This is a genomic window from Paenibacillus cisolokensis (assembly GCF_050481165.1).
Lineage (GTDB): Bacteria > Bacillota > Bacilli > Paenibacillales > Paenibacillaceae > Paenibacillus_AH > Paenibacillus_AH cisolokensis.
The window spans coordinates 1-21,554 of sequence record NZ_JBCNFP010000082.1 but is presented as its reverse complement, the minus strand read 5'-3'; the positions used below and the strand labels follow the sequence as shown (position 1 = coordinate 21,554).

Genomic DNA, 21,554 nt, shown 5'->3' with positions numbered 1-21,554 from the left:
GCTGTACTTTCGAAATTCAGGATCAATTTTCTTGTTCCCATCAGCCCGCGAGCCGCAGAACGATCGTGTTCGAATAAATTTTCGAGCGCTTCCCAGAGAAGCTCCAAATCGCTCTCAGAGAAGCCGGTTTGATTCGCAAGAGGAGCCGAAACAAAGCCGTTCGCGCGGTAAAGCCCGTAAGGAATCGTGAATTTCCGTCCCATGGTACGATTATCGCCGCCCTGTTTTTCCGCTTACGCTTCGGTCGCGACAGCCATTCTCGTGATGCTGTGTTCAAGCGAAACGACCGGGTACTGAACGCGCGAAGGTGAACTGCACCGGGCCGCGAACCTGACCCGCACCCGTCCCCTAATTTAAATCTGTAAGATTGATCATAGTGTCCATTTTCATTTATTTTAAATGTTATTGGACGATAATCGTAATAAACATTCATAACGAAGTCTCTGTCTTTCCCGTTATTGTTGAACTTGACCGTAATCGGCTTTGTCAGGTCGGAAATATATAATGTGCGATTAATTTTGTTACTATTAGTAGGCTCATTGAAACTGTGTTCATAAAAAAATCTATTCCAACACTGCTAGAAAATTGTTCGTATCTTGTATTATCCCATTTTTCAATTTTAGGATTAGTATTGTGAGCTGTACATCCTGTTACGATTATTACAGCAGCGATTAAGATCAGAATTAATTTTTTCATAATTCCCCTTATCCCCAAACAATGATACTCATGAAACGCTGAGGGTAATCTCAGCGTTTCATGATTTTTGATCCTATATGTTAAACAATGGTCCTAGAAATTGTAGCTGTTTGAGTTCCAGATGTTGAGGTATCCTGACCGTAGCAAACGCCGTAAGCAACTGGAAAAGCGTATCCGCAGAATCTTCTATGATTCCAGGCAATTGTACGGCACTTTGAAGCAGCAGGGCGTTCGCGTATCACCGAAAACTGTCGCTCGCATCATGAAAGACCTTGGCTTGAAATCCCGCACCGTCAAGAAGTACAAGGCCACGACTAACTCAAAACATCACATGCCGGTTGCGGAAAACATTTTGAATCAGGCGTTTGCAGCGGAGAAACCGAATCAGGTCTGGATGGCCGATATCACGTATATCCCAACGGATGAAGGTTGGCTTTATCTGGCCAGTTTGGAGGATCTCTGCACGCGCAAAATCGTCGGTTTCCATATGGACGAACGAATGACGAAGGAGCTTTGTTTGAAGGCGCTGGATCAGGCGTATCGCCTTCAAAAGCCTAAAGGTACATGACTACATCATTCTGATCGCGGTAGCCAATACGCATCCTCAGACTATCAAGAGCGCTTGAAGCATTATGGCATGACTGGCAGCATGAGCCGCAAGGGCAACTGCTACGACAACGCTTGTATCGAATCATTTCATAGCGTGCTGAAAAAAGAGCTCGTTTACCTGAATAAATTCAAAACGAGGAAAGAAGCCGCGGAGAAGATTTTTGAGTATATTACGTGCTTCTATAATGGAAAATGGATCCATTCCTCTATAGGGTATTTTACACCAAATCAATACGAACGTATGTTTCAAAGGACTGCGTAATTCTCTCGATTTTATGTGTCCAATCTATTGACAGAGGTCCAAGATTCCCCGCATTCCCATCCTCCAAACTTCTCATAAGTTCTTCCAATCGTTTAAACCATGTCGCCCTTGGATTCACAACAACATCCGGCTTGGGGCTGAATTTCCTCGGCTTCTCCGTTCCTGCCATGTTTAAACCCCCTTGTATCCATTGTGCGCAATACGAATGACCATATTCGGTTCGGCTACCGACAGCCGCTCTGGAATTTGTACTTCAAGGTTACGAAACTCTTTGAATAACTCCGTCTTATTTTGCATGATTTCAATCACATGCTCGAAGGATCGCCTTAACTGGCGGTTACGTAAACCTGTCCCATGCGGGCTAGTCCAAATGGCATACAGTTGAGGGATATACCTTGCCAGCTCTTGAAGCGTGATATGTGGTCTTCCCTTCACACCTGTCGTGACGATCAACCGAGAAAGCTCTATGACAATCATAGCTGCTGTTTTATTTCTTACCGCTACGAGTTCGTGTAAAACCTTCCCCGTTGACCATATCTATCAAAACACTCAGCCAGCATCATGTTCAGCACATGTTGAAGATATTCACTGATCAGAACGATCCTGCCGTCTTGCCGCTTTTCTATCTGCAGAAAAGGGAATACGCCTTTGGTCCTTTTTTCAGAGGTTGCTGTGAAATACCCCGTTCTCCCTGTTGTATAACCATATAGTTATATGTAAATGTGATGATTAGGACGGTGATTCACATGGACATCGAAAAATTGGCGGATGTCTTGAAAGCCTTGGGAGATCCTACGCGTGTTCAGCGAAACCGGGGAGTGAATCAGAGTGAAGCGCCGCATCCATTCAGCGGAATCCACGCCATCAGTTCGGTGAACAGGTGCCGAGAAGGCTGCTGCTGCCCCTCCGCCGCACGGCGGGGGTGTTAGTGGAGATTTGAGGAGAGGTCGATTTAAGTAAAAAATTGTTGCAGGATAAAAGGATTTTATCGAAAATTGTCGAATTTGAAACATCTATGAAAACTGACATCAAAGAGGGAAGGTTGCAAAAGATGAGCTTCTTAGACAAGCTGAAAAAAGGAATGACTGAAGCAGGAAACAAGGCCAAGATCACGGTTGAAATCAATCAAATCAAATTGCAAATCCATTCCAGGAAAAAGGACATTGAAGCTCAATACAAATTGATGGGTGAAACTTATTTCAACCATTATGTCCATGCCAGCCAGGAAGACGTGCGCACTCTTCTGAATCGATACTGCGAGAAAATCATCTCCATTCAAAATGAAATCGAACAATTGCAGGAAAAGATAAAGGAAATCAGCAATGAGAAAAGCTGCGTATGCGGCCAGGTGGTTCCGCGGGAAACGAAGTTTTGCCCGTCCTGCGGCCATAAATTCGATGAAGAAAGCAATGAGATCGTATGGGATGATGAACCGCAACCGGAAACCGTTGTATGTGCATCGTGCCATTCAGAGATGGCTGCGGACTCCAAGTTTTGTCCGTCTTGCGGTCAGCCCTTCAACAGGGGGATCAGCTAGATGAAACATTTTTCGGTGATTGTAAGAGAATTAAGGTTGTGGTTGACTTCGTATTCATGGGTTCAATGGATACTTCCCTATGCGATGTACATCATGTTCGGCTCCGTTGCCGTTCAAATCATTGATTACCTGATTTGGCAGTTGTCCGGCAAATCATTCAGCATTGTGGACGTCTTGAGCACGATCGGCTATTTCACGTTCCTGCTCGGATTCTGGTTGACTTTGATTTCGCCGCAGCAAGTTAAATACGCTCCATACGGTTTATTTGCCGAAGCGATCTACGTGCTGTATCCTTTTACTTCGTTCAGCCTTTACGAGATTTTACGAGCCGGCATTCTCATCTATTTCGGTTACTGGCTTTTGCGATACACGGCGATGCAGCATGCAGAGCAGCAGACAGAACAACCAACATGATAGCCCTAAAATCTATGCCCGGGATGCTGGGCTTTTTCTTTGATTGGAGGAAACCGCATGATATGCCCAAACTGTCATAGCGAACAAAACGACCGCAACCAATTTTGCACCCAGTGCGGGACGCCTCTGAAAACGCCGGACCGTTCGATGGAAACGGAATCGGCGGTAACGGAACCAGTGGAAACAGAATCGGTGGAATCTGAATCGGCGGAAACAGAATCGGTGGAAACAGTTACGGCAGATACAGCATCGGTGGAAACGGAATCGGTGGAAAAAGCATCGGCGGACGCGAAATCAGCGGAAACGGAATCGGTTGAGATCAAACCGATGGAAAAAGCATCGGCAGTAACGGAATCGGACCGCTTTTCCCTATGGTGGAACCCGGCCCATTGGGCATCGATGGCGGCCGGGATCATTCTTGCCGCTTTATTGTCCGGTTTCGCGCTGTTGTCCGTTCTGTTGACGAGCTCCGCCATCAAGGAAGATCTTTTCTATTTTGTGCTTGTCAACGTGTTCGGATTTTCCATAGAAAATGCAGTCCTGCTGGAAAACGGGCTGCAGAACGGTTTCTGGCACGTGTTGAACCAGTTTTCCGGAGGGTTTTATCAAGGTTCGTACTATGAAGGAGATCGCGCTGTCTTCAGCTTTGGATTTCATTTTCCGGTTCTTGCCGCGCTGTTGTTTGAGTGTCTGTGGATCATCTTGCTCTTGGCATTGCTGAACCGGTTTTATGATCATCGAAAGTTACAGTCGTTTTGGCACAAAATGCTGTCCGTGTTGTTGATGTATACGGTTTTCAGCGTGTCGTATTTGATTGTGCTGGCCGCTGCCAAGCCTGCCGCCCGTCTGGATACGGATTTCACTGACACAGGCATCGTCTTGCACATTCCTTACGGCAAGGTGCTGGTTACCTTGTTCGTTGTGTTTGTCTTGTCCGCATGCGTTGTGTTTGCACCTTGGCGAAAACTTGTTCCGTTGCGGAGAATGCTGACCGCACTGGGGGCTTTGTACATATTCATCGCAGCCGTTTTCGGGACAACCTGGAGCTTGTCCCCTCATACGGACAGCGGTCAGTCTCACCTGCTGACCTTCAAAGAGCTTTGGCAGCAGTATCCCGGCGATCCTTTGGGCATCGCTCTGCTCGGAAATATGCTTGTACAGAGCCAGATGTACGCATTGGGCGGCACATGGAATGTGGAAGGCGAGCTGCTGCCGCAAATGATGAAAGCGCCGGGTTCTTTTCGCATCAACTGGTTTGCAGGGATGCGCGGCGTGCCGGATCCCGGCATGTACGAAGTCAACATTGCCGAATCGGAGGAGACTCAACAGACGTGGAAATCCGAGCTTGCCCGATCGATGAGAGAGACATGGTATCCATTGGCCATGCTGCTCATTTTTCTGTACGGTGTTTCGCGACTGGTTTCGTCATCCTGGCTGCAAGGTGCGATGGGCGTGCTGATCGTCTCGCTGCTCTTTGCCGTTGCGGCGGAGTTTTTGACGGTGCGGCTGCAAATCTTACCTGATCAAAGCGATTTGGTGATTGAGGAACGCATCGGTTTCGACGCGATTCAAACCGGTTTGGCAACCCTGTTGACGGCGCTTGCGGGGTATATCCTCGTCATGCTTGTATCCCGGTTAATGACGGAGCGAGTGAAAGGAGGGGCAAACGGGTGAATTTAGCGGCATTGCGTTGGGAATGGATCCTCACCCTCGCGGTCATGACGGCCAGTTTCATCACGATTCTGGCATCCGTCATCAAATACAGAGCATCCGGTTTTCGCCTGCTGAAGCTGATCCCGTTGGGAGCACTCCTCATTTTTATTGTGTTCATGGCTGTATCGGACATCATTTCTGTGAAACCGCAAACGATCCGGGAGGATCGGGAAATTGAAGTATACAAACACGCGTATTGGCTGCTGCATGACGATCCCGGCTACGCTTTGGCCAGAGCCAAGCAGCTGTGGCAGGAGCATCCGACGTCGGATGCGAAGTTGGTGCTTGCTTTCGCTTATGTAAAATCGCATCAGGCGGAGCGGGCTCATCGTCTGCTTCTGGAAGTGAAAGAGACCGGTTCGAGCCTTATTTCCGAGGAACAGTTGAAGCGGTTCATTCAGGAGATGGATGCCGGCCGTTCATTGAGCAGGGTCAATTTTGCAAACATGACGGCAGACGCGGCGGGGAGTGTGAGTGCGCAAGGAGCTCCGGCCTCATTCGATGCACGGTTGTCTGACGCGCTGAATCCATTGATGGAGAAGATCGTTGACCGGCTCCCCATCGGCAAAAAACATCTGGATGCTCTCGCTTTGCTGGATGCGGACCGAATGGACTTCATCATTCATGCTTTGCGCGATTCCGATCGGGAACAAGAGATTTTGGACGTTTATGAACAGGCCATGCAGTACCTGGAATCCAAGGATTCGTCCAAAGACATCGATCCCGTATTCCGGGAAGGGATGTCGGAAGCGGCCATCTTTTTTCATGACCTGGAGCGGGCCGAAAATCTGTTGATTGAACTGATCGGCGAATATCCCCAGGATGTCAAAGCGAAATCCTTGCTGGCTTCGTTGTATTTGGACGAGAACAAGGAGCCCGGCGAGAAAGCCGGGCTTCTGCCGCAATATCATGACGCCGCGCAACAAACCGGGCGTTACCTGAGAGAGCAAGTTCAGGTATGGTTGGATCAAGCGGCCGGCAAAGGCGAGGTCGATATCGAACAACTGCGGGATTACATGGGGCAAATTTCTCAGCAAAACCGCATCGGCTCCGAGCTGGCATACTCGCTCCTGAAGCCGTTCAGCGATGAGAACGATCCGGACATTCATTACTTGTTGTCGAAGTATTATTTTGGCAAGCACGATTTGGAAGCCTCATCCGAGGAAATACGGGAACTTTCAAAACATCCGGAATCGTTGGAGAGCGAGCAGCAATATTATGTGCAATCATTGAAGTCGCTGTCGGAGAACCCGGCGGAATTGACGATCGAGCAAATGGAGAAGAATCACGAGCTGACCCGAGACGCTTACCTGAGTTTCAAAAGTTTGAACGGCAAACGTTATCGCGAGGAGCCGTTAAGCGGCGAAGAACTTTCGTACAGCGTACATCTGAGCAATGAGCTGATCCGCCTGAACCGAAGCAGTCTCCATATCACCTCCGTTCAAGTGGACGGAAACCGGGTGAATGTATATGCAAGAAGCGACAACATGCAGCTGGACAAAGGCGGCCTCAAGCTGTTTGACAATCAGGATGCCATCAAAACATTCACTTTTGCGAAGCTGGGCGAATCGAAGTCGTTCAAACGCTTGATCATGCTGGTGATCGACCGCAGCGGCAGTATGGAAGGCAGCAAAATTGAAACGGCCAAGCAGTCCGCCGAATCTTTCATCGCCAAGCTGGGAGCCCATGACGATGTGGGCGTCATTGTGTTTTCGGACAATAACGAAACGCTTGTGCCGTTCACCGAAAACAAGGCGGACGCCATGGAGAAGGTGAGCGGGATTCAAATCGACGGCGGAACGAATATTGCTCCCGCCCTGCTGGCGGCGATCGATCAGTTGGAGCAGCGCATCGGAGAACGCGTCGCCTTTATTCTTTCCGACGGTGAAGACGACCATTTCTCCGACCCGGCCGTAAGACAAGACATTATCCGCAGAGCCAGGCAGGCAGGAGTGACGATTTTTGCGATCGGTTTTGATGCGGGGTATGAAACGTTAAGGGATGTGGCGGAAGGCACGGGCGGCCGGTATATCGGCGCATCCGATCTCGAAGGGTTGGTTCACAGCTTCGCGGAAATCAGCGAGACGCTCAGCCGGTCGTATATGTTGTCATACAAGCTCGACAGCATGGATCCGGGACAGCATGTGGTCAAGCTGATTCAGAATTCCGTGGAAGCGGCCAAAACTTATGTCATTGGCGAAGACGGCCAAAGTGTGGAAGACGAATGGGGCGATACGGATTCGGAAACCAGGATCGGGGATGACCGGTTTTATATCGAGCAGGTCGCTCCAAACCGCATCATCGTTTCCAACCGCGGCACGACGACGGTTCGGGTAACGGGAAACCGGTTCGACGATATTTTCTACGTGAAATTCGACGGCGAAAAGATTCCGTACAAGCGTGTGGACGACCGGACGATTGCCGTGCAAGTGAACAATGCTCTGCCCGTCGGAGTCCATCGGATCACGCTCGTTTCCGGCCGACAGGAAGAGGCTTCTGCCGTCATTTCCTTCAATCAGGCGGGACCGCAGCAAATGGTCGCTTTCGGGTATGCGACGCTTTATGGCGACTTTTTGCAAACCAAAGGCGATGCGGTCACCCTGGTCGGCAATACATCGATTGACCATTTCCTGTATGATGCCGGCGGAGAGCTGAAGATGGACGGCGATACGCTCAGCTTTAACGGGATGCGCGTCGAATCCGGCGGGACGCAGATGTCGTTGTTGACCGGCGAGGTGACGATGGAAAAGGACCAGCTGGGCAAAGAAATGACGATAACGCCGTCCAATGCGGCCTACACGATGATCGACAAAAGCAGTTTCAACCGGTTTGGCCTGGAAATTCAAATCGCGCCGAAATTGACCTACCATCCCGAATATGCGCAGGATGAGGGAACCTTAAAGGCGAGAGCGGCATTGAACGGATTTACCAAAGTTTTGGCGTTGAATTCTCCTTATTTGGAGGAATTGAGAAACCGAATCAAGTTTTTGCCTTCCAAGAGCGAAATCGAACTTTCCTACCACCGGAAAGGGTTTACGGCTGAAGGCACTGCGGCGGCCGACATCCAGGTTCCGTCATTGGCCGCTCTGTCCGACATCGAGCTGGGCCTGAAATATGAATCGGAACAAAACAGGATCGTATTCAAAGGGGAAGCGGGCGGCAATGTGGACTTTTTCGGTTTCCGTCTGCGCGGCATCGGCATCGGCATCAATAAAATGGGTGTCGAAGTCGGGTTGGCTTTCCCGCTCGCTTTGAACCGGCTGGGAGCCAATCTGGAAGCGAGTCAGGGAGTATTGCTGGGCACGACCGGTTTGCAGATCAATAAAGTCGGCTTGATGGCGGACTGGTCGAAATCGCGCGAGGGCAAAATCGGCCTTGGGCTCAGTACGGTGGCCGACCGTCCGGTACAGGAGTTTATCGGCAAAATCAATAATTTGCCGATGATCGGGAAGTTTATTGAGCTTGACGAGAATGTTTGCGTGGTTTGCCTGGAAGGCGAAGCGAAGGTCAAGAAATTCGGCCTGCCGGACTGGTCTTTCAATGGCAATTTGACGACGAATTTGCTGGACTTTGAAATCGCGAAAAACAGCATTTATTTTGACAAAAATGAAATCACTTTTGGCGCCAAGATCGATCTGGCCTTGTTGACCTACAGCACCGATGCAACCATTCTTTGGAGAGATCCGTCCTTCAGAGAACGCACTTCCTTGAAATTTTTCGGGAACGTCGATTCGCCGGGGCCGGACGGAAAGTTGACCATCGTCATGATTCCGGGGAATATGGATTGGAGTTTCCTCGATCTTGAACTCGAAGTGTGGGGCAAAAATCCGCACTTCCGTATCGGCTCCGACCTGGATGTCATTGTATAACCGGATGTCATAGTATTCATGGAGGTGTGCCGTGCAGCATCAGGATTTTGTTTGCACCGCGGAGGAGTGGGTATTCTCCCGCTCCTATTCCCTGGTCGGATGGGCGGACCGCGAAAGTTACAAGGAAAACTGGATGAAGTTCAAACCCTTCTTGTGGTTGGCGGCCGTGCTGATCCTCGGGGCCGCAGGATCAGCGCTGTTTCCGCATCCCGTGTGGACGTTATTGATAATCGGTCCGTTGGCGGCCGCACCGGTGTTATTTATTTACCAAATTAGGAATATGACCAAAAGAAAACAGGATCAGCTCATCATTCCGGAACCAGGGCAAAAGGTTGTGTTTCTTCGCGTCACTCCCGAAGAAATGTTGATCAATCTGTACAACCAATCCGATGCGGCAACCTGGTACGGAATCCGGTGGGAAAATGTCCGCTTCATTCATCTGGACGAGATCAAAGCCGATGCGAGTCAAACCCAATGGGCCGAAATCAACTTTCGCAAGGCGCGCCAAAAACTGCCGAACTTCAGGGAAGAAGCCAGGATCCGGTACGCCGACCGTTTTCATCTGGAGCTTTATACCCATAACAACAAAATCACCTGGCTGGCTGTTCCGCCCTCCTGGTTTGAAGACGGCACGCTTCGGTCTTTGCTGCAGCAAATCCGATACTACACCGGCCATACGCTGGACATGAACAGAACCTATACCCCCAACACCTTGCAGATGATCAACCGTTACTTGCGAGGATAGGAACAAAGGAGTCAACATGGGATGAAGCACAAATGGAGCCAGGCATTACAAGTGATGACGGTTGTGGCCATAATCTTTCTTGCGCAATGCCCGGCCGTATCTGCAGAAAACGTGCAGCATACCGAGACGCTCAACGTAGCGGAGCCTCTGGAGTTCGCACAGCTTGTCGTCGAAGGATCGAACGATGAATTCGAAACGGACCTGATTCTGCCCGACGGAAAACGGTGGAACAATGGGCAGGACGATTACGACAAAGGATATGTGTATGTCCGGCTGCCCCAAAAACGCATCTGGCTGCTGAAACAATTGCCTGCCGGCAAATATTCATTGGTCGTTACAGGCCCGAAGGATAGCTATCGCAGCTATGTCAAGGAAAAAATCGACAAGCCCGTAATCCAGTGGGGCGCACCGGCGAATACGACGCTGACGGTGAACGATGATTCGCCGATTCCCCTGAAATGGTCATTTTCCGGCGATGCATCCGGCGGCGCTCTGAAGATTCGATTTTTTCTGCAGCCGGCGGATGGGGGGGAACGATTTCCGGCGGGGGAAGCCTCCCTGAACCATCGCAGCCACGATCTGTATATTCCGGGACCATTGCCCGACGGCGACTATTTGCTGACCGCGGAGGGAGATAACTATACGGCACAGTCCCAGGCGATTGATCCCAAAGTGAAGATCAGCCTTTCACGGGGTGTCACCCCTCCGGGGGTGGAGATCCTTGACGCAAAGCCTGCAGGGCCGCGAGTGAAACTGACATTCAAAATACCGGAATCCGTTTCATGGAAGGGACTGGAAGCCGTTTTTCGATCCGGTTCGCAGCCGGACAAGCCGATTGTCATAAAGTACGGGCCGGAGGATCTGACGGCTGACGAATCGCAGCCTTCGGTATATTCGATTGCGGCAGAGCTGGGACAAAACGGTGAATATTCGGGCGTGATCCGTTGGATTGATGCCGGAGGGTTTCCCGGTCCGGTAAGGGAAATTCCCGCATTCCGGCTGAATATTCGGGATTGGAGCAAAGACGAGGTAAAGTGGTCCATCGGCGACGGGATCACGAATCAGAGGATGGCGGAAGCCCGGGTGAGCGTGCAGACGGTTTCCAGGGTTCAGGTCGTGGAAGGGACCGATATTTTATTCGATCAAACCGTGAACCCTTCAAAGGACAACCCTGCGGTCATTACCATTCCTCTGGATGAAGGGGACCATGCCATCGAATTGCTCATCGCCGATGATGATGGAAATGTGAACACCTACGCCCGGCGCTGGATCGTCGATCATACCCCTCCCCGTCTGGAGATGATTCAGCCGCTGCCCTCTCACAAGAAAATGCCGGGAGGGTTCGCCAGCGGTTTTGCCGAACCCGGCAGCAAGGTATGGGTGAACGGCAAGGAAGCTGCGATCGATCAACAAGGCTACTTCAAAGTGGAGTCGGTTGGAAACAAGCTGGAAATCCGTGTGGCGGACGCGGCAGGGAACGAGACGAAATACGCGTGGGAAAAGGCGTCTTCCGCCTCAATCATGTACTGGGCCTTGATTGCCGGAATCAATCTGATTTTCATATCGGCAGCCTTCCTTCTGTATGTGAAACTGCGAAAAAAAGCGGGTGACAAAGGTTGATGGGACTGTTAGACTTCCTCTCTGCCGCACGGCGGGGGGGAAATTTTTTATGCGAACATATTTTCACTGACATGTACGTGTCAATGTCGGATTGTATAATAGTGGATAGATTGGTGTCGAAGGAGACCCAATTCGGACAGACAGCGTTTCACAAAGGATCGAATACGAGAGGATGGGCTTGATCGATGCTGACAGGAGAAATTCGCAATAAAGTCGATAAAATCTGGACGGATATGTGAGCAGGAGGGATTACCAATCCTTTGACGGTGATCGAACAGCTTACCTACTTGATATTTATCCGCTCGTTGGACGAAAAGGAATTGGAAAACGAGAGCTTCGAGGCGCTTCACGGTGAACCGATGCCGAAAATTTTCCCGCAGGACGAGGAAGGACAGTCCATGCGATGTCCCGTCCCCATAGCCGCTCACAATACATCTCCTATTGTTAAGGGGTAGACATGTTGCCCACTCCACTTAACAAAGGAGAAACCGACATGGGTAGCATACCAAATAACCAGGTCATTTGTAAATGTCTTGATTTGCTCGATTTAAGCGATGAACGCGATAAAACCTTTGATTTTCGCGCTCAAAAGCTTACGGTCGCAAGATTTTCGAAGACGATGATCGTGGCGCAACTTCAACAACTCAGCAGCTTAAGCGCATTTTCGAAAACCTTTTCGATCTCGATGATAAGATACTTCCATCGTCATTCCCGTTGCGCCGTACTTGATGCTATGATACTGTTTGGCGACCAGGAGGTAGCTGCTCGACGACCAGTTCAACGAACCCGGGTCGAAATCATCCAGACCGCGAGTGAAAATGGGTTGTACGGCTTGATCGAACGCCCGGTAAAAGTTCCAGAACTGATGCCATTTGGATTTATCCATCGTAGATATTTTGGACGGGATCAAATAGGAATTCCCCCCAGGCTGGGGAGCATGGATATCAATAAAAAGAGTATAGCGAAATTGTTCGGCAAGCCGCCCAATTTCCCCCTGCATCATTTTTACCTCGGGATGCTGCGGATTCACACTCCAATCACGGTTCATATCTACAGGCGGACGGTTCTTTCCGTATCTGCCTTCTTCCACTCCGTCCAAATCCGCAAAGGGGAAAGCAGTCAAAACCATTCGTTCCCTGATCGTTCTTCCTAATTCCGTTTCGGCCAAAGCTGCCTCTATGATCCCTTCCAGCACATAAGAACCGCTGACTTCCCCGGCATGCTGCCTGGCCACGCATACGACAAGCTGCTTCTCCGTCCCGGTTTCCGTGTCTCCGATCAAAAGCATCGGAAAGTCTCTGCCCTTTTTGGTTTTTCCCAAGATTCTTTGCTTGAAATAAGGACTTTGCCTGCCGGCTGTAAAATGATTCAAATTCTCCATCGTATACGGATAACAAAAAGCGATATATACCGTATCCTCTTCAGGCATGACGGTAAAATGAAACTCCGGCGGATCAATGGAAAATTTCGTCTGTTCTTTGGGAACCCGCACCCATTCCCCTTCCTCGCCATGTCTGATCACCGGCTGAACCTGATCGTAAGTTCCTTTTTCAAATACGCCAAGAACTTGTTCCAAATGTTCCTGGCAAAAATGCAACGTTTTCCCTTTGCCTCCTCTTACTCTGAAATAAAACCATGAGCTTTGCGGGCTGCCATCCAACGGAGCCGAAAAACAAATCGTGTTCCGGTCTTTGAACCGCACAACTGCCACGGCCCCTTCCGGAAAATTGGCGTCTATCATCACATATTCATTCAATACTCCCACGGCTGCGCCAGTGTCGCATCGTCCACTTCCAGTCCGATCAGGGAACAGCGGTTTGAAGATACGGCTTCGTTCATCAGTAAAATCCCCAGTCATTGAGTTTTGTGTATGTTAGCTCGGGTGGAGGATTCTGCAAGTAATTTCTATATATAAAGAAAAGCCCAAGCATTTTCTCCGCTTGAGCTTTTCCAAATTCAAATTTTCGGTAAATGCGGCTCCAGAAATGCTACTTCCTTACGAGCGACACACAGCACTCCACATGTGTCGTCACTATTAAGTGGATACAATTTATTATCCTCGTTGCCAGTATGTGAACACAATTCATTAGATGTTTTTGCTGTTTCTTTTTTCGCATTTTTTCTAGCAGGTTTAAATCTTTCGCCATCAAGACTGTTACTCAATCCCGTTTTATATACAAAAGTAATCATGGCGGGATCTTTGTTTCCGTCTTCATCTATTCCACCAACGATTACTTTTTCAACTACACTTTCAAATACATAACGATCAAAAGTATCAATAACCTCATTTTGTTCTAACACTTTTTTGAAGGCTAATAACCGTTTTTTAATGTCTTTTTCTTCTTCCAAATTCGATAATGACTTTTCTCTTTTTTGTACCTTTTCATTAATTTCTCGCGTCAATGAATTATATTTTTCTTCATACGTTTCTTTATCGATAATATCCTCTAATCTCATGTCCACTAATTTATTCTTTTTGTTTTCTAATCCTTGAATTTCTTTTTCAATTTTAGAAACTTCTTTGTGAATCGTATTGGAACTTAGGGCTTCTTCCATTCGTTGTAAAAATTCTTCTAATACATCCTTATTGTTATTGCACATAATACGGTAACTTTCTAGAAAAGCTTTTTCAATCGCTTCTTCCGGTATTCCTTTACTATCTGGACAAAATCTTTTCCCCTTCTTCGTACTTGTAACACACTGCCAAATCGTCTTACCGTATTTCGTTCCACTATGCCATCTACGTCTTGTTAATGTACTGCCACAATAAGCACAATCAATCATGCAGCTAAAAGCATATTTACGACTGAATTTTTCACGTTTACCACCATTTTTTTCTACCGTATTTCTTCCCCTACTTCGTCTTAATCTGATCTCCTGCGCTTTATCAAATATTTCAGCACTGACAATGGGTTCATGGTGATTTCTTAAATAATATTGATCTTCTTCTCCAAAATTTTCCAATCGACGTTTCGAAATAGGATCCAATGTGAAAGTTTTTCCCATTAAAAGATCGCCTTTATATTTTTCATTCTTAATAATTCCAAGTACCGTCGATTCAGCCCATGTTGGAGTACCTCTTTTAGTTTTATAGCCTAAATTCTCAAGTTCTCTTGCAATAATACTGCCCCCGGCTCCTTCAACATACCTGTGGAATATATAACGAACAATTTCTGCTTCTTTCTCGTTTACAGTTATACTCTTATCTTCTGGGTGATAATCATAACCGAGACAGCCTTGAAAACCGACTAATTCACCTCGTTTCATTTTCATCTTTAATCCTTTTTTTACATTAGAAGATATATTCTCAACTTCTTGTTGTGCTACTGAACTCAACACTACGAGTAACAATTCACCATCCATTGTAAGCGTGTTAATTTTTTCATCTTCAAAATAAACAGCTATATCTCTTTCCTTTAGCATACGGACATATTTCAACGTATCCAATGTATTTCTTGCAAATCTGGATATTGATTTTGTAATGACCATATCAATATCTCCATTCATACAGTCATTAATCAATCGCTGGAAATCTTCCCGCTTTGTTACCTGTGTTCCAGTAATTGCTTCGTCAGCATATATATCAGCTAATACCCATTCCATATTTTTCTTGATTAAATCCGAATAATATGCAACTTGTGACTTATAACTGTTTAACTGGTCTTCTGAATCTGTACTAACTCTACAATACGCTGCAACCCGAAGCCGTTCAATTTCTCTTCCACGTTTTTGGTTAGCCAAGTTACTATTTGCCCTAATCACTTCAACTCCTGACATAATAGCTCCTCCTTTTGTGTTCCTTATATACTTTGTATTATAGCATCGCTAGGAACACAATTCAGCTTGTAATGTCAGAAACAATACCATACTCTTTCATTAATTTGTTTTTTACAATATAATATTCTTTATCTGAAATTAGTTTACGGGTTAGCAGTTGTTTTAACATAGCAATTTGCATACTATATAGAATCAAATTCTGTTTCAAAAAAACGCCCCCTTACCTAATCTATTAAAAAATCAGACGGCTGTTGGTACAGCTCCACGGGAATTTCACCCCTGCAAGTATTTCTTCCAGCCCTACTCATAGCTTGCGACGCTTTGAACGCTCGAACCATGACGGTAGGGGAGTATCATTATCTTTACTGATGGGTTATCGCCAGCAATCCACCACAATTACATTAGATTCACAAATTATCGCTCGTTCCTAACGAAAGTCATGGCGTATGAATCAAGTGGCTCATCATCAGTAGAACGTATCTGATTTTTTGTTTATATTGCACGGCGTTATCTTCCGTGCTTTCTTTGTCAAAGAACAAATATATGATTAATGAAAGGGAAAACCTAACCATTCTGTATTCAAATTTTGAAAGCTAAAACAGATTGCATAAGCTTCGCTCGTAAGCGATCACGTGTATCTTCATCGATGCCCCAATAAGTGTTTCCTTGTTCATCACGGAGCTTACGCATGGATAGGCTTGTCATATAGCTTCCATAATGCAGAACAACTACTTTCATTGCTTCTGGCTCACCCTTATTTGCAGCTAAAATAATTGGGTACGGCAATAAACCACGCTCGTTGTTTTCAATATTAGAATTATTCATCCCATTCATCTGCATGTTCCTCCAAAAATCGCTTTAACCGTTCAAAAGAGCTTGTCCGCCTATACTGAACTGTACTACGTGGAATGTCGAGTAGTTGACCAATTTCCACATCAGACAGTTGAAAAAAATAGTATAGTAGGACAGTGATACGCTTTTCCTTTGGCAAGGTACGCATGGCTTCAGCAAGTAATTTCGGAGTGATTTTCTTTCCAGCCACTTGAAAACTTTGCCCTTCTTCTCCTTCATATTGCTTATCTAAGGTATAGAGTTGATTTTCTTCTTGTGGGGTGAGATCAGAAAATGTCATCTCCTTTGCTTGTCGTTGTTGTCTTTCGTTGAAAATATTGATTGCTTCATTCTTCAATACACGTTTACAAAAAGCATTAAAGGCACAACGAACTTGCCACTCGGTACGATCTGGTTCTATCATGCATTTCCTCTCCCTTCGCAACTGCAAAGGTGGGTGATGATTTCCCCTTTCATAACCTTCAACAAGATTTTTTGTGAAATGCCAAAAATAAGAGAAGTTTTCTTAAAAAAATTGTGAAATGCACAAAAAAAGCCCAACTGAACATAAGCCAGCTAGGCATAAAATTTGACGCTTTCTATTAAATTTTTAGTTATAATAATCTGACAGCACTTTAAGATGTTTCTTGATATGGCTTGCGATATCCAATAAAGGTAAGCATAAATAAACACGGCGATAACCTCCTTCATACCGCCGTGTCCTTAAAAAAGAGCGAACTTAATACACCTTCCGTAATTCTATTTTTTAGAAAAATGGCGGCTTTGAAATTTCTTATTTTCAAAACCGCCGTTTGATATATTATCTTTCTATATACATTTTTCACACTACAAACAACGGTTTTTTAGTTATTTTGGAAACAATGTATAAGACCACGAATAAATAAAATCGGCGATAAAAACAATTCCCCAAATTATTGAGATTCCAAAGGTAACATCATTAGGATAAGGTGATTCTTTTGCTACTCCTTTCTCTATCCATGAAAAATCACTTAAATACATTTTTATCTCTGCGATGCTTTCCGTACCTATGATCCAAAGAATCGCTTGAACTGTAACAAAAATAAATAAATGTATATAGGAAGATTTACGATACTTTTTCGCAATATATTTAGGGTTATTATTCCTTTCAATAATTTTATAGTCTTTGTCAGACAATAATTCAACACCACGTAACGTTCCAATTTTTCTACGCATCCAACGATCTAATCTTATAAAATCAAATATTCCAAATGTAAACGCATAGATAATAAATACAGTAATAACAATTTGAAACGTTGAAATCTCTCCTGTTTGATGATAGACATACAACCCGAGCAGCCCTTCAAGTATTACCATAAACAAAAAGAAGAAAATGAACATAATGCTAAGTCTAGGTTTGTTAAAGAAATAACGAAATATACCAAATAGGATTAGTGCCCCTATAGACAATAATTCGATGAGGATAAACAATTCCCAATTGTATTCAAGAATAAGACCCAACTAAACTCCTCCTTTTTGGGAATGATTAGTATAAGATAATTACAACGGTATATCGAAAAGGAAACCTCTACTTAGATTTATGAACGATTTCTATTTTCAATCTGACTTATCCAATTTAAATCTGCCTCCAAATGTAAGAGTGTACCACTGATTAATAAATATTTATCGTCTTCACCCTGAATAAGTAACTCCGTTTTTAATTTAGTCAACTCCATTACATCTTTCATTATCATTGCTTTTTGTTGCTCAAGCATAATATTTTCTCGATCAAAGTGGATTTTTCGAGCGCAACTCCATTTAAAATGAAAGTCGTCTCTAGTAGAGTAATAAGGTACAGGTTCTAATAACCATTTTTTTAATTCATTTTCACCTTCCGCTTCTAATTTATATAACTTTCTTTCTTGGTCATCTATTCCTGCCGATGACACGAGTTGATCACGAATGAGACGGTCAAGGGTAGTATAAATCTGACCAGGGTTAATCTTTCCCTTGATACTTAGAAGAGACTCTAATTCTACTTTCAATTCGTATCCATGATTTTCTTGTAGGAATAACAATGTTAATATCCCGTACTTTACCGACATAATTTTAACCTTCTTTGAGTGATGACAAAATATTTATTTTACTAGCTGTCGTACTAGAAATCCAAGAGGCAAATAAACTTAGTAAAAGACCAGCAATCAATGCTACTCCAATATTACCAAGAGGTATCTGGAAAGATATGAAATCTCCCAAAAGCTTGGATTTACTAGTAACGTAAAGTAAAATCACACCTGATGCTACGCCTCCAATGACTCCTACCAAACCTATAAGTAACCCCTCACCAATTACCATCTTTCTTACTTGCTGTCTAGTAAATCCAAGCGCCCGCATCGTTCCAATCTCAGATGTACGTTCCAAGGTATTCATCAAAAGAGTATTAGCTGTACCAATACTAGCTAGACCAATAATTAGGAATAGCATAATTAATATTAATTCGTTCATACCAGATAACGCAGAAGTAGTTGATTTAATTTCATCTTCGACAGTTTTAACTTTTGAAAGGTGTTCATTGAAATCTATCCATAACTGATCTCGTAATTCCTCGCTGCTATATTTATCATTTAATGTTAGTAGCATATCAAAACTATTTCTCCAACCAAATTCATTATTTAAATGCTCCTCATCCATAAAGCCAACATATCCTGAATAATGAGAAGTATCCACAACGTCAATGACTTCAAATTTTTGTTTACCAGAAGGAGTATTTACGTGAATGTATTCTCCAACTTTTCCACCCCATTCATCAAAAGCCCGTTTACCGAGCAGGATAGATGGTTTCTTTTGTAACTCTTGATATAACGATTCTTTTTCAATATCTTCAAATAAAATAGGCCCTTTTTTACTTACGGCAAAAATAGAGAATTGTCTATTCTCTCCATTCATTGTTTGCCATGTAATGGGTGTGGCTTCCGTTAATGGGACAACATTTGCTACAGAATCATAAGAAAGTAGAGTTGTTATATCCTCACTAGACCAAGGAGCTTCCGATGTAGCTCTTAGATCACCTCCAAATGTATTTCTAATGTCACGTTCATAACCTTCAGGAGCAGATTCTATAACAGAGCTTAACAATAAGATTACTCCTATCCCTATGGCAAGGATAGCGGAAGTATTGGCATTTCGATTTAATTGCTGCGTAAGGCTATGCGTAGCTAAAATTCCTGAATAGCCAAAAAGTACTTTGAAAATTGGTTTAAAGATCTTACTTATTCCTCTTAGCAAGAATGGGAACAGCAAAATGATACTTGCTAAAATAGCTAGATAGGAAACGAAATGATCAATAAATATAAAAGTAAATAAGCCAACTCCTACAATACCTCTAAACACGTATTGTCTTTTCGATGATTCTGTTTGATTTGCCATTTTTAATGTTAAGAGCACCGAAGTTTTTCCCGCATTGTAAATAGGAAATAAGGAGAAAATAATGGGAAATACAATTCCTATTACTATGGCTGTTATTGTAGGTATTTTCCAATTCAAAGTGTAAACCATGTCAAATTCAAACACACTAAGCAAAATTTGCATAAACATATCGCCAAGCCAAATTCCAATTGGTACCCCTACAGCCGTACCAATTAATGATAAAATTATTACTTCAATTAAAACAAGCCTAGAAATAGAACTTTGTAAATAACCAAAACTTTTCATTATTGCAAATTCCTTTTTTCTCTCCATAACGCTTGTATAAATCATATTAAAGACAATGAATCCACTAATAAGCATAGATAAGCCAGCAATTAAGTAAAAAAATGTATAGAGTCCCCCAATATCGTTACTTTGTCGATCATCTGCGACAACTGGCTGTATATATACACTTGAATTACTAAATTCTTTCTGTAAAGATTGAAAAAGTTTTTCACCTTCTTCATTTGTTTGAAGCCTTACATATGAAAGCTCATTATCCATACTTGTCCATTCTCTTAACAAATCAAGTGGAGCCATGACTCTAAAACTGGTTGATTCAGCACTCTCCCAATTGCTCGGGCTTGCAAGTAACTGTGTATACTCAACTACAGCAGATATTTTAGCCTCTCCCAGATTAGTAAACTGAATGGTATCTCCTACTCTTTTATTTAGTAAATTTGCAAGAACATCGGGTATTACCAATCCCTCATTGTCTAAACTCCCTTCAATAACAGGAAGTTTTAATAAGGAACTGTTTTGATCATCCACACCTGTAATTCGTACAGATCTTTGATTTAGCGATTTATCACTTAGATCTATGAATGCTTGTTTATCAAGTACAAACAATGTTTCAGTAATGATTGGACTGTTTAAATGGGGTAAAACAGTCTCTTCCGAAAAGGTATGTTCATCACTTAAAATCCAATAATCAGCATTTGCTACATACATTTGTTTATAATAATTAAAAACATCGTTTGTTGTTTTATCTGCGATTAACATAGATGTTATAAAGGAAACACCAATGATAATCCCAAGTAATGAAAAGAAAAATCTTTTTTTGTTTTGTGTTATGTTACGCCATGAAATTCGCCACATATTTAGCATAATCTTCATCCTTTCTAGAAATCACCTGATCGACAACTCCATCTTTAAAAAGAATAATTCGATCTGCAAATCCAGCTGCGAAAATATCATGTGTAACCATAACTATTGTTTGATTGTAATCTCGATTAAATTTTGTTATTAAACCAAGAATTTCTTCGGCTGTATTTCTATCTAAATTACCTGTTGGCTCATCTGCCAATAATACGGCAGGTTTGCTAACCAGTGCTCTGGCTATAGCCACACGTTGTTGTTGACCACCGCTAAGCAAATTAGCTCTTTTCTGACCAAGTCCTTTTAATCCAACAGAATCAAGTAATTCTAAAACTAATTGCTTTTTTTCTTTTGTTAAAGTTCCATCTGCATGAAGCGGAAAAGCTATATTTTCTTCTACATTTAAATTAGTAAGTAATTGATAATTTTGGAAAATGAATCCTATATTCTGTCTACGAAATATTGTTCTTTTCTTTTCCGTCATCTTATTTAAATAATGCTGATTAATTATAATATCTCCTTCAGTAGGTATATCAAGACCACCTAACAATTGGAGTAATGTGCTTTTTCCAGAGCCGCTAGGACCCATAATAGCTACAAATTCACCTTCTTGGATTTGTAAACTAACATTTTTTAATACTTTTATTCTTTCTTGTCCTTGTGAAAATTCCTTTTTAAGATTTTTAACCTGAATCACTTTATCAATCCCTCCTATTTTCAATATTATTATATACTAAGTATATAATAATTCAATATATTTTTATTGCAAATGGAGTTTATTACCCTATATATTCCTACTTTCAATAATAAAGCTAATTATTGTTTATATACTAAGTACTTAAAGTGTGGATTTTATTAATAAAGTTTAATAATCATCAATTGTCAAGAATGATAAAAGTGAAACAGGTTTAAATAATAATTTATCCTGAATTTCGAAAG

At 43.8% G+C, this 21,554-nt stretch carries 20 protein-coding genes and 1 pseudogene; 9 read left to right on the top strand and 12 right to left on the bottom strand.

From position 1 onward, the window contains the following. Positions 1-203 (bottom strand): type I CRISPR-associated protein Cas7 (locus ABEV74_RS14620; RefSeq protein ID WP_430146921.1); only part of this gene is annotated, 203 nt, incomplete at its 3' end. 614 nt (positions 204-817) lie between these two features. Between ABEV74_RS14620 and ABEV74_RS14615 the strand changes: the two genes are divergently transcribed. After that, the gene (locus ABEV74_RS14615; RefSeq protein ID WP_430146919.1) at positions 818-1,264 is read left to right on the top strand and encodes a DDE-type integrase/transposase/recombinase; all 447 of its coding nucleotides are present in this window, start codon (positions 818-820) and stop codon (positions 1,262-1,264) included. Between the two features lie 69 nt (positions 1,265-1,333). After that, positions 1,334-1,567, top strand: coding sequence for an IS3 family transposase (locus tag ABEV74_RS14610; protein WP_430146917.1), 234 nt, complete (start codon positions 1,334-1,336; stop codon positions 1,565-1,567). Here the strand turns inward: ABEV74_RS14610 and ABEV74_RS14605 are convergent. Together ABEV74_RS14605 and ABEV74_RS14600 are read right to left on the bottom strand one after the other, a co-directional pair. Next, complete coding sequence (locus ABEV74_RS14605; RefSeq protein ID WP_430146926.1) at positions 1,524-1,736, bottom strand: hypothetical protein; 213 nt, start codon at positions 1,734-1,736, stop codon at positions 1,524-1,526. The two genes, ABEV74_RS14610 and ABEV74_RS14605, sit on opposite strands and share 44 nt — an antisense overlap. A gap of 2 nt (positions 1,737-1,738) precedes the next feature. After that, positions 1,739-2,020, bottom strand: a complete 282-nt coding sequence (locus ABEV74_RS14600; protein ID WP_430146916.1) for a hypothetical protein — start codon at positions 2,018-2,020, stop codon at positions 1,739-1,741. Positions 2,021-2,618: 598 nt separating this feature from the next. On the opposite strand from ABEV74_RS14600, the gene ABEV74_RS14595 reads away from it, so the two are divergent. From ABEV74_RS14595 to ABEV74_RS14560, 7 genes and pseudogenes are all read left to right on the top strand, one after another. Continuing rightward, entirely contained in the window at positions 2,619-3,104 is a 486-nt protein-coding gene (locus ABEV74_RS14595) for a zinc ribbon domain-containing protein (RefSeq protein WP_430146914.1), read from the top strand. Continuing rightward, a complete protein-coding gene (locus ABEV74_RS14590; protein WP_430146912.1) occupies positions 3,105-3,518 on the top strand; it encodes a hypothetical protein in 414 nt (137 codons plus the stop codon). Positions 3,519-3,665: 147 nt separating this feature from the next. Beyond that, the gene (locus ABEV74_RS14580) at positions 3,666-5,192 is read left to right on the top strand and encodes a hypothetical protein (RefSeq protein WP_430146925.1); all 1,527 of its coding nucleotides are present in this window, start codon (positions 3,666-3,668) and stop codon (positions 5,190-5,192) included. Beyond that, positions 5,189-9,100, top strand: coding sequence for a VWA domain-containing protein (locus tag ABEV74_RS14575; RefSeq protein ID WP_430146910.1), 3,912 nt, complete (start codon positions 5,189-5,191; stop codon positions 9,098-9,100). Before ABEV74_RS14580 ends, ABEV74_RS14575 begins: the two co-directional genes overlap by 4 nt. 31 nt (positions 9,101-9,131) lie before the next feature. After that, complete coding sequence (locus tag ABEV74_RS14570; RefSeq protein ID WP_430146908.1) at positions 9,132-9,845, top strand: hypothetical protein; 714 nt, start codon at positions 9,132-9,134, stop codon at positions 9,843-9,845. Positions 9,846-9,866: 21 nt separating this feature from the next. Next, a complete protein-coding gene (locus tag ABEV74_RS14565; protein WP_430146906.1) occupies positions 9,867-11,465 on the top strand; it encodes a hypothetical protein in 1,599 nt (532 codons plus the stop codon). Positions 11,466-11,650: 185 nt separating this feature from the next. Continuing rightward, a pseudogene (locus ABEV74_RS14560) lies at positions 11,651-11,869 on the top strand (type I restriction-modification system subunit M N-terminal domain-containing protein); the annotation flags it as partial. A 248-nt stretch (positions 11,870-12,117) separates the two neighbouring features. Here the strand turns inward: ABEV74_RS14560 and ABEV74_RS14555 are convergent. From ABEV74_RS14555 to ABEV74_RS14515, 9 genes are all read right to left on the bottom strand, one after another. Further along, complete coding sequence (locus tag ABEV74_RS14555; RefSeq protein ID WP_430146923.1) at positions 12,118-13,206, bottom strand: M14-type cytosolic carboxypeptidase; 1,089 nt, start codon at positions 13,204-13,206, stop codon at positions 12,118-12,120. Positions 13,207-13,421: 215 nt separating this feature from the next. Next, complete coding sequence (locus ABEV74_RS14550) at positions 13,422-15,242, bottom strand: recombinase family protein (protein WP_430146904.1); 1,821 nt, start codon at positions 15,240-15,242, stop codon at positions 13,422-13,424. 61 nt (positions 15,243-15,303) lie between these two features. After that, positions 15,304-15,450 (bottom strand): SHOCT domain-containing protein, encoded by a 147-nt coding sequence (locus tag ABEV74_RS14545; protein WP_033826638.1) that lies wholly within the window; start codon positions 15,448-15,450, stop codon positions 15,304-15,306. A 371-nt stretch (positions 15,451-15,821) separates the two neighbouring features. Next, complete coding sequence (locus ABEV74_RS14540) at positions 15,822-16,076, bottom strand: helix-turn-helix domain-containing protein (protein ID WP_033826639.1); 255 nt, start codon at positions 16,074-16,076, stop codon at positions 15,822-15,824. Then, positions 16,060-16,497, bottom strand: a complete 438-nt coding sequence (locus ABEV74_RS14535; RefSeq protein ID WP_430146902.1) for an RNA polymerase sigma factor — start codon at positions 16,495-16,497, stop codon at positions 16,060-16,062. Before ABEV74_RS14535 ends, ABEV74_RS14540 begins: the two co-directional genes overlap by 17 nt. Before the next feature lie 443 nt (positions 16,498-16,940). Further along, a complete protein-coding gene (locus ABEV74_RS14530) occupies positions 16,941-17,573 on the bottom strand; it encodes a hypothetical protein (protein ID WP_430146900.1) in 633 nt (210 codons plus the stop codon). Between the two features lie 77 nt (positions 17,574-17,650). Next, the gene (locus ABEV74_RS14525; protein WP_061785328.1) at positions 17,651-18,157 is read right to left on the bottom strand and encodes a PadR family transcriptional regulator; all 507 of its coding nucleotides are present in this window, start codon (positions 18,155-18,157) and stop codon (positions 17,651-17,653) included. Between the two features lie 4 nt (positions 18,158-18,161). Continuing rightward, complete coding sequence (locus ABEV74_RS14520; RefSeq protein ID WP_430146898.1) at positions 18,162-20,624, bottom strand: ABC transporter permease; 2,463 nt, start codon at positions 20,622-20,624, stop codon at positions 18,162-18,164. Beyond that, positions 20,593-21,312: an ABC transporter ATP-binding protein gene (locus ABEV74_RS14515; protein WP_061785327.1), complete on the bottom strand. Its 720-nt coding sequence runs from the start codon at positions 21,310-21,312 to the stop codon at positions 20,593-20,595. Before ABEV74_RS14515 ends, ABEV74_RS14520 begins: the two co-directional genes overlap by 32 nt. Positions 21,313-21,554 lie beyond the last annotated feature (242 nt).